The sequence below is a fragment of the Saccharothrix isguenensis genome, assembly GCF_052936305.1.
The window spans coordinates 6,184,991-6,199,593 of the sequence record NZ_CP193626.1; the positions used below are offsets into that span (position 1 = coordinate 6,184,991).

Below are 14,603 nucleotides of genomic sequence, written 5' to 3' on the forward strand. Positions count from 1 at the left end.
TGCTGTCGGCCTTCTCCTTGGTGGTGGTGGTCTTCTCCGGGATGACCCTCTCCGGGGTGGTTCTCTCCGGGGTGGTTCTCTCCGGGGTGGTTCTCTCCGGGGTGGTTCTCTCCGGGGTGGTTCTCTCCGGGGGGTGGCGCGTGGTCCTGGCCCGCGGCGAGCGCGGTCACCCGGGCCGCCAGGTCCGCTCCGGTGAGCGGTTCCCTCGCCACGGCGAGGATGGTGTCGTCACCCGCGATGGTGCCGACGATGTCGTGGAGCGCGGCCCGGTCCAGCGCGCTGGCCAGGAACTGGGCCGCGCCGGGCGGGGTGCGCAGGACCGCGAGGTTGCCGGAGTGGTCGACCGACACCAGCAGTTCGCCCAGGACGCGGGTGAGGCGGGACGTGCCGCCCTGCACGCCGCGCACCGGGCTGCCGTCCTCGGGGATGACGTAGACGGGCGCGCCGCCGTCGGGGCCGCGCAGCTTGACCGCGCCCAGTTCGTCCAGGTCGCGCGACAGCGTGGCCTGGGTGACCTCGATGCCCTCCACGGCCAGCGTCTTCGCCAGCTCGGACTGGCTGCGGATGGCGCGCTGGGCGACCAGTTCGACGATGCGGGCCTGCCGCGCGGTCCTGGTCACCGCGACTGCTCCAGGAGCCACACCAGCAGCGCTTTCTGGGCGTGGAGGCGGTTCTCGGCCTCGTCCCAGACGGCGCTGTCCGGGCCGTCCAGCACCTCGTCGGTGATCTCCTGGCCGCGGTGCGCGGGCAGGCAGTGCAGCACGGTCGTCTTCACGCCGGTGGCGGCGACGAGGTCGGCGTTGAGCTGGTAGGCGCGGAACGGGCGCTTCCGGTCGCGGCCGTCGTTCTCCTGGCCCATGGACGTCCACGTGTCGGTGACCAGCACGTCCGAGCCGTCCACGGCCTCCCGCGGGTCCTCGATCACCTGGATCGAGCCACCGGTCTCCACGGCGCGCTTGCGGGCGTCGTCCAGGACCCACGGCAGCGGCTGGAACAGCTCGGGCGCGGCGATCCGCACGTGCATGCCCGCCGTGACGCCGCCGAGCAGCATCGAGTGGGACATGTTGTTCGCGCCGTCGCCGAGGTAGGTGACGGTGAGGCCGGCGAGCTTGCCGTGCACGCGGCGGATGGTCTGGAGGTCGGCCAGCACCTGGCACGGGTGGAACTCGTCGGTCAGCGCGTTGATCACCGGGACGCGGGAGACGGACGCCATCGCGTCGATGCGCTTCTGCGCGAACGTCCGCCAGATCACCGCGTCGACGTACCCGGACAGGATGCGGGACGTGTCCTCGATGGTCTCCTCGCGGCCGAGCTGCATGGACCGGCCGTCGATGATCACCGGGTTGCCGCCGAGCTGGGCGATGCCCACCTCGAACGACAGCCGGGTGCGGGTCGAGTTCTTCTCGAAGATCACCGCGACGGACTTGGGCCCGGCGAGCGGCTTGGCGACCAGCCGGTCGGCCTTGTACTCGTCCGCGAGGTCGAGGACGGCGGCCTGCTCGTCGGGGGTCAGGTCGTCGTCACGCAGGAAGTGGCGCACCATCACGACTCCTCGGGCGAGGGCAGGAACGAGGGCAGGTCGGCGACCAGCCGGTGGGCGTCGGCCTCGTCCAGCACCAGCGGCGGGGCGAGGCGGATCACGTCGGGCTGGATCGGGTTGATCAGGTAGCCGGCCCGCTGCGCCGCCGCTGCGGCCTGGGCCGAGACCGCCTCGCGCAGCATGATGCCGATCAGCAGGCCGGCGCCGCGCACACCGGCGATGAGCGGGTGGCCCAGCGCCTCGACCCCGGTCGCGATCTCCTTGCCGACCGCGGCGGTGTGCTCCAGCAGGCCGTCGGCGGCGATCGTGTCCAGCACCGCGAGGGCAGCGGCGCAGCACACCGGGTTGCCGCCGAACGTGGTGCCGTGGTGGCCGGGCTCGAACAGGTCCTTGGCCGGGCCTACCGCGATGCACGCGCCCAGCGGCAGCCCGCCGCCGAGGCCCTTGGCCAGCGTGATCACGTCCGGCACGATGCCGGCCTGGTGGAACGCGAACCAGCTGCCGAGGCGTCCGATGCCGGTCTGCACCTCGTCCAGGACGAGCAGGGCGCCGTGCTCGGCGGTGATCCGGCGGGCCGCCTGGAGGTAGCCCTCGGGTGGCACGACGACGCCGTTCTCGCCCTGGACGGGTTCCACGACGAACGCGGCGGTGTCGTCGTCGATGGCGGCTTCGAGGGCCGCGACGTCGCCGAACGGGATGTGCACGACACCCGGCACCAGCGGTTCGAACGGCTCGCGCTTCGTCGGCTGGCCGGTCAGGGCCAGCGCGCCCATCGTGCGGCCGTGGAACCCGCCGTCCGTCGCGACGACCTTGGTGCGGCCGGTGCGGCGGCTCAGCTTGAACGCGGCCTCGTTGGCCTCCGCGCCGGAGTTGCAGAACAGCACGCGGCCGTCGCCGTCCACTCCGGACAGGTCCAGCAGGCGCTCGGCGAGCTTCAGCGCGGGCTCGTTGATGTAGAGGTTCGAGGTGTGGCCGATCCTGCCGATCTGCTCGGTGACGGCCGCGACGACGGCCGGGTGCGCGTGGCCGAGCGAGTTGACCGCGATCCCGGCCAGCAGGTCGAGGTACCGGTTGCCGTCGGCGTCCCAGACGTGCGCGCCCTCACCGCGGATCAGCGTCAGGCCCGGTGTGCCGTAGTTGTTCATCATCGCGGCTTGCCACCGCTGCTGGTCGCTCATGCCTCGCCGTCCGCCCCAGTCCGACCGCCGGCGTCGCCGGCGGTCACCATTGTCCCGACACCCTCGGAGGTGAAGACCTCCAGCAACACGGAATGAGCGAGCCTGCCATCGATCACGTGCGCCTCGGGGACACCGCCGCGCACCGCGCGCAGGCAGGCCTCCATCTTCGGCACCATGCCGCTGTCCAGGTCCGGCAGCATCTTCTCCAGCCGGTCGGCGTGCACCTGGTGCAGCAGCGAGCCCTTGTCCGGCCAGTCCGCGTACAGGCCTTCCACGTCGGTGAGCACGACGAGCTTCTCGGCCTTCAGCGCCACCGCCACCGCGCCCGCCGCCGTGTCGGCGTTCACGTTGTGGACCACGCCGTCGACGTCCGGCGCGACCGTGGACACGACCGGGATGCGGCCCGCCTGGACGATGTCCAGCACCGCGTCCGGGTTGACGTCCACGATGTCGCCGACCAGGCCGATGTCCACCGGCTCACCGTCCACCATGGCCGGTCGGCGGGCGGCGGTCAGCAGGTGGGCGTCCTCGCCGGACAGGCCGACCGCGAACGGGCCGTGCTCGTTGATCAGCCCGACGAGCTCCCGCTGGACCTGGCCGACCAGCACCATCCGGACGACGTCCATCGCCTCCGGCGTGGTGACCCGCAGTCCGCCGCGGAACTCGCTCTCGATGCCCAGCCGCTTCAGCATCGCCGCGATCTGCGGGCCGCCGCCGTGCACCACGACCGGGTGCAGGCCGGCGAGCTTCAGGAACACCATGTCCTGCGCGAACGCGCGCTTCAGCTCGTCGTCGACCATCGCGTTGCCGCCGTACTTGACGACCACGGTCGCGCCCCGGAACCGCTGCAGCCACGGCAGCGCCTCGATCAGCACCCCGGCCTTCTCGTGCGCGTTCACGAGCTGTACGCGCTGTTCTCTTCGACGTAGCCGTGCGACAGGTCGGTGGTGAGCACGGTGGCCGTGGCGTCGCCGACGTTCAGGTCGATCACGATGTCGACGTCGCGGCCGGACAGGTCGGCCTCGCTCCGGTCGGCCGCCTTGTGGCCGCCCTCGAACAGCGTCACGCCGTTGATCGCGATGCCCAGCTCGTGCTGGTCCACGGTGGCGGGGGCGCGGCCGACGGCCATCGCGATCCGGCCCCAGTTCGGGTCGGAGCCGAACAGCGCGGTCTTGACCAGGTTGTCCTCGGCGACGGTCTTGGCGACGACGACCGCCTCGGCCTCGGTGCGCGCGCCGTTGACCGTGATGGAGACCTCCTTGGTCACGCCCTCCGCGTCCTGCTGGAGCTGCTTGACCAGGTCCTTGGCCACGGCGGTGAGGACTTCGCCGAACTCGTCGGCGGTCGGCGTGACACCGGAGGCCCCGGAGGCGAGGACCAGCACGGTGTCGTTGGTGGACGTGCCGCCGTCCACGTCGAGCCGGTCGTAGGTCTTGCCGGTCGCCGCGCGCAGGGCCGCGTCGAGGGCGTCGCCGTCGATCACCGCGTCGGTGGTGAGGACGCTGAGCATCGTGGCCATGTTCGGGTTCAGCATGCCCGCGCCCTTGACGAACCCGCCCACGGACCAGCCGTCCGGGTGACTCGCCCAGGACTGCTTGGGGTGCGTGTCGGTGGTCATCACGGCGGTGGCGGCGTTCAGCCCGGCCTGGTCGGAGGCGTCCAGCTCCTGGGCGGCCTTCTCGACGCCCGCCTTGAGGTTGTCCATCGGCAGGCGCTCGCCGATGAGGCCGGTGGAGCACACCGCGACCTCGATCGCGCCGACGTCCAGCACCTCGGCGACCTTCTCGGCGGTGGCGTGGGTGTCCTGGAAGCCCTCGGGGCCGGTGCACGCGTTCGCGCCGCCGGAGTTCAGCACGACGGCGTGGAGCTCGCGCTCCTTGATCACCTGCTGCGACCAGAGGACGGGCGCGGCCTTGACCTGGTTGGTGGTGAAGACGCCCGCGGCGGCCTGGCCCGGACCTTCGTTGACGACGAGCGCCAGGTCCAGCGCGCCGGACTCCTTGATGCCGGCGGCGACACCGGCGGCCTTGAAGCCCTTCGGTCCGGTCACGCCCTTGTTGCGGTTCACGGTGCGACTCCCACGGTGGACAGGCCGGTGGTCTCCGGCAGGCCGAGTGCCAGGTTCATGCACTGCACCGCGGCGCCCGCGGTGCCCTTCGCGAGGTTGTCGATGGCGGCGACCACCACGAGCCGGTCCAGGTCGCGGTCCACGGCCACCTGGAGCTGGACGGCGTTAGAGCCGAGCACCGCGCCCGTGGTCGGCCAGTGGCCCTCCGGCAGCAGGTGCACGAACGGCTCGTCCGCGTACGCCTTCTCGTAGACGGCGCGGACGTCCGTGTCACCGTCCTTCAAAGTCGCCGAGCACGTGGCGAGGATGCCGCGCGGCAACGGCGCCAGGACCGGAGTGAACGACACCTTGACCTGCTCCTGGGCGACCTTGGACAGGTTCTGCGCGATCTCGGGGGTGTGCCGGTGCGCGCCGCCGACGCCGTAGGCGCTGAGCGAGCCCATGACCTCGGAGCCGAGCAGGGTGGCCTTGAGCGACTTGCCCGCGCCGGACGTGCCGGAGACCGCCACCACCGTCACCTCGGGTTCCACCAGGCCCATCGCGGGGGCCAGGGCCAGCGAGGACACGGTCGGGTAGCAGCCGGGGACGGCGACCCGGCGGGCGTCGCGCAGCTCGTCGCGGTGACCGGGCAGCTCGGGCAGGCCGTACGGCCAGCTTCCGGCGTGCGTGCCGCCGTACCACCGGTCCCAGGCGGCGGGGTCGGTGAGCCGGTGGTCCGCGCCGCAGTCGATCACCAGCGTGTCGTCGCCGAGCTGCGCGGCGATCTCGGCGGAGTGACCGTGGGGCAGGGCGAGGAAGACGACGTCGTGGCCCTTGAGGGTGTCGGCGGTGGTCTCGTCCAGCACCCGGTCCGCCAGCGGCAGCAGGTGCGGCTGGTGGGCGAGCAGCTTGGTCCCCGCGTTGCCGCCGGCGGTGAGCGCGCCGATCTCCACGTCCGGGTGCCCGAGCAGGAGCCGGAGCACCTCGCCCCCCGCGTATCCGCTGGCCCCGGCGACCGCGATCCGTACCGTCATGCGGATAAGTATGCACGCTGATGCAAAGTCACTCAACCCGGATTCAGGCGCTCCACCTCCCGCGGGTGAAGAGCTTGATCACCCGGGGCGCGTCGTGACGAGACCCTGAGTGGTCGGGAAGCGGTCTCGCGGGCGGCCCGCGCGTGCTAATCCTCCTGCACAAGGGACGCGAGGGGGACACCGATGAGCGACGACTCGCCAGTTCCTCGACCCCTCCGACAGCAGTCGAGCGGTCGGACCGGTCGAGAGTGACTCCACCGGCCCCGGCATCGGGCTGGTGGTCGTCGGACTGCTGCTGTCGGTCGTGGCCGCCCTCGGCCACAGCACGTCCAAGCGCCGGTGACGCTCCCGGTCACCACGTGACGGGCAGCGACGCGAGCCCGTGGACGACCTGCCGCGACCGGTAGTCCGGTTCCCCGTCGGCGGCGCGGAGCGCGGTCATCACGGGCCCGCCCGGCACCAGGTGGTGCGGCGAGTTGCCGAACCGGGCCGGGTCGCCGAGGACCTGCCGGACGTCCGCGATCCGCGTCACCAGCCACGCCGGTCCGTTCAGCGCCGGGTCGACCCGGCGGACGCCGTCCTCCTCCCGCAGCGGGGCCAGCTCGGGGCCGGGGGCGAACCCCTCGCGGCGCATGTGCAGGGGCGTCGTCGATCTCGTGGCCATGCGGCCTCCCGCGTTCCGGTCCTGTGAAAAAACGTAGTCATCGGCCGGAGTGGTGCGGGAGCCTTCACACGAGTGAGTCGGAACTACTCACCGTGACGACGAGGGAGCGTGCATGTCGAACCGGCTGCGGGCCGTGATCTTCGACTGGCGGGGCACGTTGGTGCTCGCGCCGACCTTCCGGGGGTGGGTGGCGGAGGCGTTGCGGCGGATCGGGCGGGACGTCGGGCAGACCACCGAGGTGATCGGGAGGCTGGACGTGCGCCGGCTGGACGCGCCGGGCATGGACACGGACCCGGACCTGCACCGGGAGGCGTGCTACGCGGCGTTCCTGGCGGCCGGGTTCGACCCGGTGCTGGCCGATTCGCTGTACGCGGTGGAGTGCGACCCGGCGTTCAACCCGTTCGCGGTGGACGCCGGGCCGACGTTGCGGGAGCTGCGCGCGAGGGGTGTGCGGATCGGCGTCCTGAGCGACATCCACTTCGACATCCGGCCGGCGTTCGGCGACCTGCCGGTCGACTCGTTCGTGTTGTCCTTCGAGCACGGTCTGGCGAAGCCCGACCCGGCGATCTTCCGACTGGCGCTGGACGAACTCGGCGCCGAGCCGGAGGAGGTGCTGATGGTCGGCGACCGGTCCACCCACGACGGGGCGGGAGTGGAGGCCGGCATGCCGACGCTCCTCGTGCCGCCGCTGAGGGACGTCAACGACGCACGGCTGCACCTGGTCACCGCGTTGGTGACTTCCACCGGCTGACCATCACCGGCTGATCGACGCGCTGGGGACCGCTTCCACCTCGTCGCGTCCGACCACCCCGGCTTCGGGCACAGCGGCGACCTCGACGGGCCGCACACGTTCGACCGCCTCGCCGACACCGTCGAGGCGTTCGTGGACGCGCTCGGCGCGCGGAGGTTCGCCCTCTTCGCGCTCGACTTCGGCGGGCCGGTCGGCTTCCGGCCGGCCGTGCGGCGACCCGAGCTGATCGCGGACCTCGTCGTGCAGGACGCCAACGCCTGCACCGAGGGCCTGTCCGAGGAGGCGCGCGGGTTCATCTCCATCGACGACCACGAGGTGGCGGCCGGGAAGCTGACGCCCGAGTTCATCCGGAGCCACTACGAGGACGGCACCACCGACCCGTCCCTGCTCTCCCCCGACGGCCGGACCCTCGACCAGCACTTCCTCGACCTGCCCGGCCGCAGGCGCGTCCAGGCCGACCTCGTCGTGGACCACCGGTCCAACGTCGACCTGTACCCGGAGTGGCAGGCGTTCCTGCGCGACGTGCCCGACGCCGAACTGCACCTGTTCGACACCGGGCACTTCGCGCTGGAGGAGTGCCTACCGGAGGTGGCGCCGCTGATCGCCGCGTTCGTCGACCGGCTGGCGCGGACGCCTAGGCGCCGAAGCGCTCCAAGGCGCGGATCTTGTTCGTGGCGTCGAGCGCGGCCACCTTGTACGCCTCGGACAGCGTCGGGTAGTTGAAGACCGTGTCCACCAGGTAGTCCACCGTGCCGCCGCACGCCATGACGGCCTGGCCGATGTGGACCAGGTCGGTCGCGCCGGTGCCGAACAGGTGCACGCCGAGCAGCTTGCGGTCCACAGTGGACACCAGCAGCTTGAGCATGCCGTAGGCGTCGCCGACGATCGAGCCGCGGGCCAGCTCCCGGTACCGCGCCAAACCCACCTCGTACGGCACGGCGGACGACGTCAGCTCGGCCTCGGTGGAGCCGCAGTACGAGATCTCCGGGATGGTGTAGATCCCGATCGGCTGGAGCGCGGACAGCTCACGCGCGTACTCGCCGAACGCGTGGTACGCGGCGAGCCGGCCCTGGTCCATCGACGTGGCGGCCAGCGCCGGGAAGCCGATCACGTCGCCGACCGCGTAGATGTGCTCGACGGGGGTGCGGTAGTGCTCGTCCACGGACAGCCGGCCGCGGTGGTCCGCCTCCAGGCCCGCCAGGTGCAGGTCCAGCGCCTCGGTGTTGCCCTGCCGGCCCGCCGAGTACATCACCGCGGCGGCCGGGATGCGCTTGCCGCTGGCCAGCGTGGTCACCGTGCCGGTCTCGGACACGTCGACGTTGACGACCTTCTCGCCGAACCGGAACGTCACCGCGAGGTCGCGCAGGTGGAACTTCAGCGATTCCACGATCTCCGGGTCGCAGAAGTCGAGCATCCGGTCGCGCTGCTCGACCACCGTCACCCGGCTGCCCAGAGCGGCGAACATGGACGCGTACTCGATGCCGATCACGCCCGCGCCGACCACCACGAGGGACGCCGGGATCTCCTCCAGCGCCAGCACCTCGTCCGAGTCGAGGACGCGTTCCTCGTCGAAGTCGACCTGGTCCGGCCGGACGGGACGGGTGCCGGTGGCGATCACGATCTTCTCGCCGGTGACCGAGTGGTGCTCGCCGCGGTGCGCGCCGTCGACGGCGATCGTGTGCGGGTCGAGGAACCGGGCGGTGCCGCTGAGCAGGTCGACCTGGTTGCGGTGCAGCTGCGCGCGCACCACCTGGACCTCGCGGCCGATCACGTGCTGCGTGCGGGCGAGCAGGTCGGAGATGGTGATGTCGTCCTTGACCCGGTAGCTCGCGCCGTACAGCTCGCGCTGGCTCATCCCGGTCAGGTACATCACCGCCTCGCGCAGCGTCTTCGACGGGATGGTGCCGGTGTTCACGCACACGCCGCCCACCATGTCGGGCCGGTCCACGATGGCGACCCGCTTGCCGAGCTTGGCGCCCGCGATGGCGGCCTTCTGCCCGCCGGGCCCCGACCCGATGACGACGAGGTCGTAGTCGTACTCGCTCATGCGGGAAGCCTCGCACACCGGACCGTGCCGCGGTGCGACGCCGACCGGACTCGCGGCGGTGATCCCGCCCCGGACCTCGACCCCGCCCCGGACCTCAGCCGCGCGCCGCCCTGCCGGAGTACGTCAGCGGGAAGACCAGGTCCTGGCAGGCGGCGGGCAGGTCGTGCGCGATCTGCACGACCATCTCGACCTCGACCGACCCGGCGGGCGGGATGACCACCGGCTCGGGCATCGGCACCACGGTCAGCACACCGGCCGGGCAGTCCGGCACGCGGTTCTGCGCCTCGTCCATCGGCTGGCCCGGCACGGCCTGCAACGTCAGCACCACGATGTCGACGCTGTTCGGGTTGGACAGCCGCACCAGGCGGAAGCCCTCGCTGCCCGGCGTCAACTCGACCGCGCCACCGGAGATGTCGTTGATCTCGAACGGCCGCAGGTCGGACACCTCACCGCCGCTCACCGCGTACGCCATGGGAGGCAACTCGGGCTCCGGCCAGGTCAGGTGCATGGCGGCCACCACGGCGGCGCCCACACCGAGGATGCTCATGGCGACGGCGACTTCCATCCGCGGACCCAAGCTGCGCATGAGGCAACCTCACTCGATTGCTGCTCCAGGCGGTGGGTTCGCCGCTAGCTCCCCGTCGGACCGGCGACCAGACTCGCCCGGCGGTTCATCGCTTCGCCCCTCGGCCCAGCGGGCCGCGGAACCAATCTTGGAGAACGTTCAACCTGCGCGCAAGGACCAACGCGGCCCGGATAAACGGGCCTTTGGACCTCTTGACACGCACGGCGACGACCGCTGACCAGCGCGTTCACCTTCGCTCGACAGAGGAGTGGTTCACCCGTCCGGCCTAGTCCTGGACCCGCACTGGTGCGGGTCCAGGACAATCGGCCAGCTCCTCAGGCGTGCCAGCTCCTCAGGCGTGTCGGCCTGTCGCGGCTGTCAGCCTCTCAGCACCGCGCCGAAGCGCTCCGCGGCGGCGGCCACGGCCGCGTCCCGTGCCGCCGTCGCCTCCTCCACGGTCAGCGTGCGGTCCGGCGCGCGGAACCGCAGCGAGTACGCCAGCGACCGCTTGCCGTCGCCGACCTGGTCACCGGTGTAGACGTCGAACAGCCGGACGTCCTCCAGCAACGCCCCGCCGCCGCCGCGCAGCGCCCGCGCCACCTGCTCGGCGGGCACCTCCAGCGGCACGACCACGGCCACGTCCAGCAGCACCGGCGGGTACGCCGACACGATCGGCGCGGGCCGGTCGTCGGTCAACGGCATCGCGTCGAGGTCCAGCTCCAGCGCCACGGTCCGCTTGGGCAGCCCCAGCGCTTCCACGACCTTCGGGTGCAGCTCGCCCGCGTGGCCCACCGGCCAGTCGCCGACGCGAAGCTCGGCGCACCGGCCCGGGTGCCACGGCGCCAGGTCGGAGGCGACCACGGTCAGCTCCACCCCGTACGCCTGGCCGACCAGCCGCGCGGCCTGCACCGCGTCCGCCCAGTCCGCCGGGCGGCCCTTGCCCCACCAGCCGGCCTGCTCGCGGTGGCCCGCCAGCACGGCCGCCACGTGCACCGGCTGCTGCGGCAGCGCGGCCAGCAACGACGCCACCTGCGCGTCCGTCGGCCGCTCGCCCACGCCCACCTCGGGCACCGGCACCTGCTGCGCGCGCGGCAGCGTCACCTGCGCGATCGTGTAGACCGCGAGGTCCTTCTGGCCGCGCGCCAGGTTCCGCTGCACGGTCTCCAGCAGCCCCGGCACCAGCGTGGTGGCCAGCGCGTTCTTGTCCGATTCCAGCGGGTTCAGCACGGTCACCGTGTTCCGCCGCACGTCGTCCGCGGGCAGCCCGAGCGCGTCGAACACCGTCGGCGCGACGAACGGGAACGGCTTGACCTCGACGAACCCGTTCTCGGCCAGGGCGCGCGACACCGTGCGGCGACGGCGCTGCTGCTCGGTCAGCCCGCGACCGGCCGGGGCGGGCGGCAGCGTGGACGGGATCGTGTCGTACCCCTCCAGCCGCAGCACCTCCTCCACCAGGTCGGCGGGCTGGGTCAGGTCCGTGCGCCACGTCGGCGGCACGGCGGTGACCATGGTCGCGCCGTCGTCACCGGTGGTGACCTCGACCTGGCAGCCGATCTGGCCCAGCCGGCGCGCCGTGACGCCCCGCGCGTAGCGGACGCCGGCGACCCGGTCGGGCAGGTCGATCGGCATCGTCACCGGCGCGGGCGTCGCGGCCGCGCCCACGTCCGTGCGGCCCGGCTTGATGCTGCCGTCCGCGAACATGTCCAGCAGGCGTGCCGCGCGTTCCAGCGCGACCGGCGGCAGCGCCGCGTCCACCGCGCGCTCGAACCGCTTCGCCGCCTCGCTGGGCAGCTTGTGCCGCCGCACGGTGCGGGCGATGGACGCCGGGTCCCAGTTCGCCGCCTCCAGCAGGATGTCCGTGCTGCCCGTGCCGACCTCGGTGCTCGCGCCGCCCATCACACCGGCCAGCGAGATGACGCCGCTGTCGTCGGCGATCACGATGTCGTCCGGGTCGAGCGCGCGGACCTGGTCGTCCAGCGTGGTCAGCTTCTCGCCGGCCACCGCCCGCCGCACCACCAGGCCGCCCTTGACCGACGACGCGTCGAACGCGTGCAGCGGCTGGCCGAGCTCCAGCATCACGTAGTTCGTGACGTCCACCGGCAGCGAGATCGACCGGATGCCGGCCAGCATCAGCCGCCGGCGCATCCACCACGGGGTGGGCGCGGTCGGGTCGACACCGCTGACGCGGCGGGCCACGAACCGGGAGCACGCCGTCCGGTCCTCGATGTGGACGGGCAGCACCTCGCCCTCACCCTCGGGCACCTCGGCCGTGCCGGGGTCGCGGTAGGGCACGTCGAACGCGCAGGCCAGCTCGCGGGCCAGACCGCGCACGGAGAACGCGTAGCCGCGGTCCGGCGTCGGCGCGACCTCGATCACCGTGTCGCCCAGCCCGAGCAGCTCGACCGCGTCGTCACCGGGCTGCGCCGTGCCGCTGGGCAGCACCATGATGCCCGCGTGGTCGTCGCCCAGGCCCAGCTCGCGGGCCGAGCAGATCATGCCGTCGCTGGTCTTGCCGTAGGTCTTGCGGGCGGCGATGGTGAAGTCGCCGGGCAGCACCGCGCCGGGCAGCGCCACCACGACCGTGTCGCCCTCGCGGAAGTTCGTCGCGCCGCAGACGATGCCGTTGACCTGGTCCGGGCCGACCTCCACCTGGCAGTAGCGGATCGGCTTCTTGAACTCGGTCAGCTCCTCGATCTCGACCACGCGACCCGCGACGAGCGGACCCGTGACGCCGCCCAGTCGGTGGACGTCCTCGACCTCGATGCCGATCCGCACGAACGCCTCGGCGAGCTGGTCGGGCGTGGGGTTCTCGGCGAACTCCAGGTTCTCGACCAGCCAGGTAACCGGAATGCGCACCGGTCAGGCCTCCGTTCCGAATGGCTGGGTGAAGCGGACATCGCCTTCGACCATGTCGCGCATGTCGGGCAGACCGTTGCGGAACTGGAGCGTGCGCTCCAGGCCCATGCCGAACGCGAACCCCGAGTACACGTCCGGGTCGACGCCGCAGTTGCGCAGCACGTTGGGGTTGACCATGCCGCAGCCGCCCCACTCGACCCAGCCCGCGCCGCCCTTCTTCTCCGGGAACCACACGTCCACCTCGGCGGACGGCTCGGTGAACGGGAAGAAGCTCGGCCGCAGGCGGGTCTTGGAGTCCTCGCCGAACATGGCGCGGGCGAAGGCGTCGAGCGTGCCCTTCAGGTGCGCCATGGTCAGGCCCTTGTCCACGGCCAGGCCCTCGACCTGGTGGAAGACGGGGGTGTGGGTGGCGTCCAGCTCGTCGGTGCGGAACGTGCGGCCGGGGCACACGACGTAGACCGGCGGCTCGCGGTCGAGCAGGGTCCGCGCCTGCACCGGGCTGGTGTGCGTGCGCAGCACCAGGCCCGAGTCGGCGGGCGCCACGTAGAACGTGTCCTGCATGGAGCGCGCCGGGTGGTCCTTGCCGAAGTTCAACGCGTCGAAGTTGAACCACTCGGTCTCCAGCTCGGGGCCCTCGGCGACCTCGTAGCCCATGGCCACGAACACGTCGGCGATGCGCTCGGCGAGCGTCGAGATCGGGTGCCGGGCGCCGCGCGGCACGCGGTCCCACGGCAGCGTCACGTCGACCGTCTCGTCGCGCAGCACCCGTTCGTCGCGCTCGGTCTGCAACCGGGCGCGGCGCTCCTCGAACGCGAGCTTGACCGCGTTCTGCGCCTCGTTCACCCGCTTGCCCGCGTCCGCCTTCGCGGCCGGCGGCAGCGCGCCGATCTCGCGGCGGGCCAGCAGGACCGGCGAGCGGTCGCCCAGGTGGCTCGGTTTCACGGCGGCCAGCTCGTCGAGGTCGGCCGCCTTCGCGAACGCCTCACGAGCCTGCCCGACCGCCGCTTCGAGCGCTTCCGGGGAGAGCGCCGCGACCTGCTTGGGGTCGTACGGGTCGTTGGCTCCGGACATGGTTGGTGGACAGCTCCCGTCACGGACACAGGTGGTCAGCCCTCCGCACGGCATGCGGAGCAGCGGGTCGATCCTAGGTGATCGGGCCGACCCCGGATCCACCGCCGCCCGCCGGGCGCGCGCTGCGTGACGTTGCCCTCACCAAGGTCGGCACGGCGGTGCTCTTCAGGGTGAACCACGCTGCCCGGCCGGCGGCTCCCCGGTACAACGGGTCGGCTCGGCGGGTCCGGGCCGTTCGCACACCGCCCGAAGGGGGTGTCGCCGTCGTGGACCTCACCGTCCGCGAGGTGTTCGCCGGCGACGTCCAGCGGCACCAGGCGTTCGCCCTCCTCCTTCCCCCCGGCAACGTGGCCCCCTTCGTCGAGGACAACGTGCTGGAGGCGGCCGGGCTGCGGGACTTCCGGGGCGCGATCGAGGCGTTCACGACGCTGTCGGCGCGGCACTACCCCGACGGCCTGCCGGCGCACTGCTACGGCAGCTACGCGTGCGTCGTCCCGCGAGCCCAGCGGCAGGGCCTGGGCGAGCGGAGGATCCGCGCGGTGCTCGACCGCTGCGCCGAGGCTGGCATCGGCGTCCACGCCGAGGCGACCTCGTCCCGCGACCCGGCCCCGTACCTGCGCTGCTGCCTGTGCCGCGCGGGCGCGCCCATCGCGCTGCCGCACGGTCCCGACCTCCGACCGGTCTGGTGCCGCCCGGCGTCCTCCCCCGCCTGACCGGCCGAGACCCGACGCCCTCGCGGCGGAGTGCACCCGGCCCGCCGGAATTGTCGGTGGGCCGTGGCAGTCTCTTGACCACGCGAGCAGGACCCCGGCGGGCGATCAGCGGAAAACCGGGCCACAAGCCGCCGGCA

At 72.4% G+C, this 14,603-nt stretch carries 12 protein-coding genes and 2 pseudogenes; 3 read left to right on the forward strand and 11 right to left on the reverse strand.

Annotated features, from left to right (window positions below; all coding sequences use genetic code 11):
- Window positions 1–148: 148 nt before the first annotated feature.
- The 7 genes and pseudogenes from ACRAKI_RS27450 to ACRAKI_RS27480 form a co-directional block, all read right to left on the reverse strand.
- A pseudogene (locus tag ACRAKI_RS27450) lies at window positions 149–620 on the reverse strand (arginine repressor); the annotation flags it as partial.
- Window positions 617–1,543, reverse strand: a complete 927-nt coding sequence (gene argF, locus ACRAKI_RS27455; protein ID WP_447008530.1) for an ornithine carbamoyltransferase — start codon at window positions 1,541–1,543, stop codon at window positions 617–619. The gene argF and the pseudogene ACRAKI_RS27450, both read right to left, overlap by 4 nt.
- Entirely contained in the window at window positions 1,543–2,718 is a 1,176-nt protein-coding gene (locus ACRAKI_RS27460) for an acetylornithine transaminase (protein ID WP_447003386.1), read from the reverse strand. The genes argF and ACRAKI_RS27460 overlap by 1 nt, the downstream gene beginning before the upstream one ends.
- Window positions 2,715–3,617, reverse strand: coding sequence for an acetylglutamate kinase (argB, locus tag ACRAKI_RS27465; RefSeq protein WP_447003387.1), 903 nt, complete (start codon window positions 3,615–3,617; stop codon window positions 2,715–2,717). Before argB ends, ACRAKI_RS27460 begins: the two co-directional genes overlap by 4 nt.
- Window positions 3,614–4,786: a bifunctional glutamate N-acetyltransferase/amino-acid acetyltransferase ArgJ gene (argJ, locus tag ACRAKI_RS27470; protein WP_447003388.1), complete on the reverse strand. Its 1,173-nt coding sequence runs from the start codon at window positions 4,784–4,786 to the stop codon at window positions 3,614–3,616. The genes argB and argJ overlap by 4 nt, the downstream gene beginning before the upstream one ends.
- Window positions 4,783–5,799, reverse strand: a complete 1,017-nt coding sequence (gene argC / locus ACRAKI_RS27475) for an N-acetyl-gamma-glutamyl-phosphate reductase (RefSeq protein ID WP_447003389.1) — start codon at window positions 5,797–5,799, stop codon at window positions 4,783–4,785. Before argC ends, argJ begins: the two co-directional genes overlap by 4 nt.
- 352 nt (window positions 5,800–6,151) lie before the next feature.
- Complete coding sequence (locus tag ACRAKI_RS27480; RefSeq protein ID WP_447003390.1) at window positions 6,152–6,463, reverse strand: hypothetical protein; 312 nt, start codon at window positions 6,461–6,463, stop codon at window positions 6,152–6,154.
- Window positions 6,464–6,575: 112 nt separating this feature from the next.
- Between ACRAKI_RS27480 and ACRAKI_RS27485 the strand changes: the two genes are divergently transcribed.
- Together ACRAKI_RS27485 and ACRAKI_RS27490 are read left to right on the forward strand one after the other, a co-directional pair.
- The gene (locus ACRAKI_RS27485; RefSeq protein ID WP_447003391.1) at window positions 6,576–7,214 is read left to right on the forward strand and encodes an HAD family hydrolase; all 639 of its coding nucleotides are present in this window, start codon (window positions 6,576–6,578) and stop codon (window positions 7,212–7,214) included.
- Window positions 7,215–7,301: 87 nt separating this feature from the next.
- A pseudogene (locus tag ACRAKI_RS27490) lies at window positions 7,302–7,937 on the forward strand (alpha/beta fold hydrolase); the annotation flags it as partial.
- Here ACRAKI_RS27490 and sthA read toward each other — a convergent pair.
- The 4 genes from sthA to pheS form a co-directional block, all read right to left on the reverse strand.
- Window positions 7,849–9,261: a Si-specific NAD(P)(+) transhydrogenase gene (gene sthA / locus ACRAKI_RS27495; RefSeq protein WP_447003392.1), complete on the reverse strand. Its 1,413-nt coding sequence runs from the start codon at window positions 9,259–9,261 to the stop codon at window positions 7,849–7,851. The pseudogene ACRAKI_RS27490 and the gene sthA overlap by 89 nt on opposite strands.
- Before the next feature lie 94 nt (window positions 9,262–9,355).
- Entirely contained in the window at window positions 9,356–9,847 is a 492-nt protein-coding gene (locus ACRAKI_RS27500; protein ID WP_447003393.1) for a hypothetical protein, read from the reverse strand.
- Window positions 9,848–10,204: 357 nt separating this feature from the next.
- Window positions 10,205–12,682: a phenylalanine--tRNA ligase subunit beta gene (gene pheT / locus ACRAKI_RS27505; protein ID WP_447003394.1), complete on the reverse strand. Its 2,478-nt coding sequence runs from the start codon at window positions 12,680–12,682 to the stop codon at window positions 10,205–10,207.
- 3 nt (window positions 12,683–12,685) lie between these two features.
- Window positions 12,686–13,753: a phenylalanine--tRNA ligase subunit alpha gene (gene pheS / locus ACRAKI_RS27510; RefSeq protein ID WP_447003395.1), complete on the reverse strand. Its 1,068-nt coding sequence runs from the start codon at window positions 13,751–13,753 to the stop codon at window positions 12,686–12,688.
- A gap of 77 nt (window positions 13,754–13,830) precedes the next feature.
- Here pheS and ACRAKI_RS27515 point away from each other — a divergent pair, with 77 nt between their 5' ends.
- Entirely contained in the window at window positions 13,831–14,466 is a 636-nt protein-coding gene (locus ACRAKI_RS27515) for a hypothetical protein (protein ID WP_447003396.1), read from the forward strand.
- Window positions 14,467–14,603: the final 137 nt, after the last annotated feature.

Coding starts and splice junctions, on each gene's coding strand:
- ACRAKI_RS27485 (WP_447003391.1), top strand. CDS start 6,576: ATGTCGAACCGGCTGCGGGCCGTGATCTTCGACTGGCGGGGCACGTTG.
- pheS (WP_447003395.1), bottom strand. CDS start 13,753: ATGTCCGGAGCCAACGACCCGTACGACCCCAAGCAGGTCGCGGCGCTC.
- argC (WP_447003389.1), bottom strand. CDS start 5,799: ATGACGGTACGGATCGCGGTCGCCGGGGCCAGCGGATACGCGGGGGGC.
- ACRAKI_RS27480 (WP_447003390.1), bottom strand. CDS start 6,463: ATGGCCACGAGATCGACGACGCCCCTGCACATGCGCCGCGAGGGGTTC.
- ACRAKI_RS27460 (WP_447003386.1), bottom strand. CDS start 2,718: ATGAGCGACCAGCAGCGGTGGCAAGCCGCGATGATGAACAACTACGGC.
- sthA (WP_447003392.1), bottom strand. CDS start 9,261: ATGAGCGAGTACGACTACGACCTCGTCGTCATCGGGTCGGGGCCCGGC.
- argF (WP_447008530.1), bottom strand. CDS start 1,543: ATGGTGCGCCACTTCCTGCGTGACGACGACCTGACCCCCGACGAGCAG.
- ACRAKI_RS27500 (WP_447003393.1), bottom strand. CDS start 9,847: ATGCGCAGCTTGGGTCCGCGGATGGAAGTCGCCGTCGCCATGAGCATC.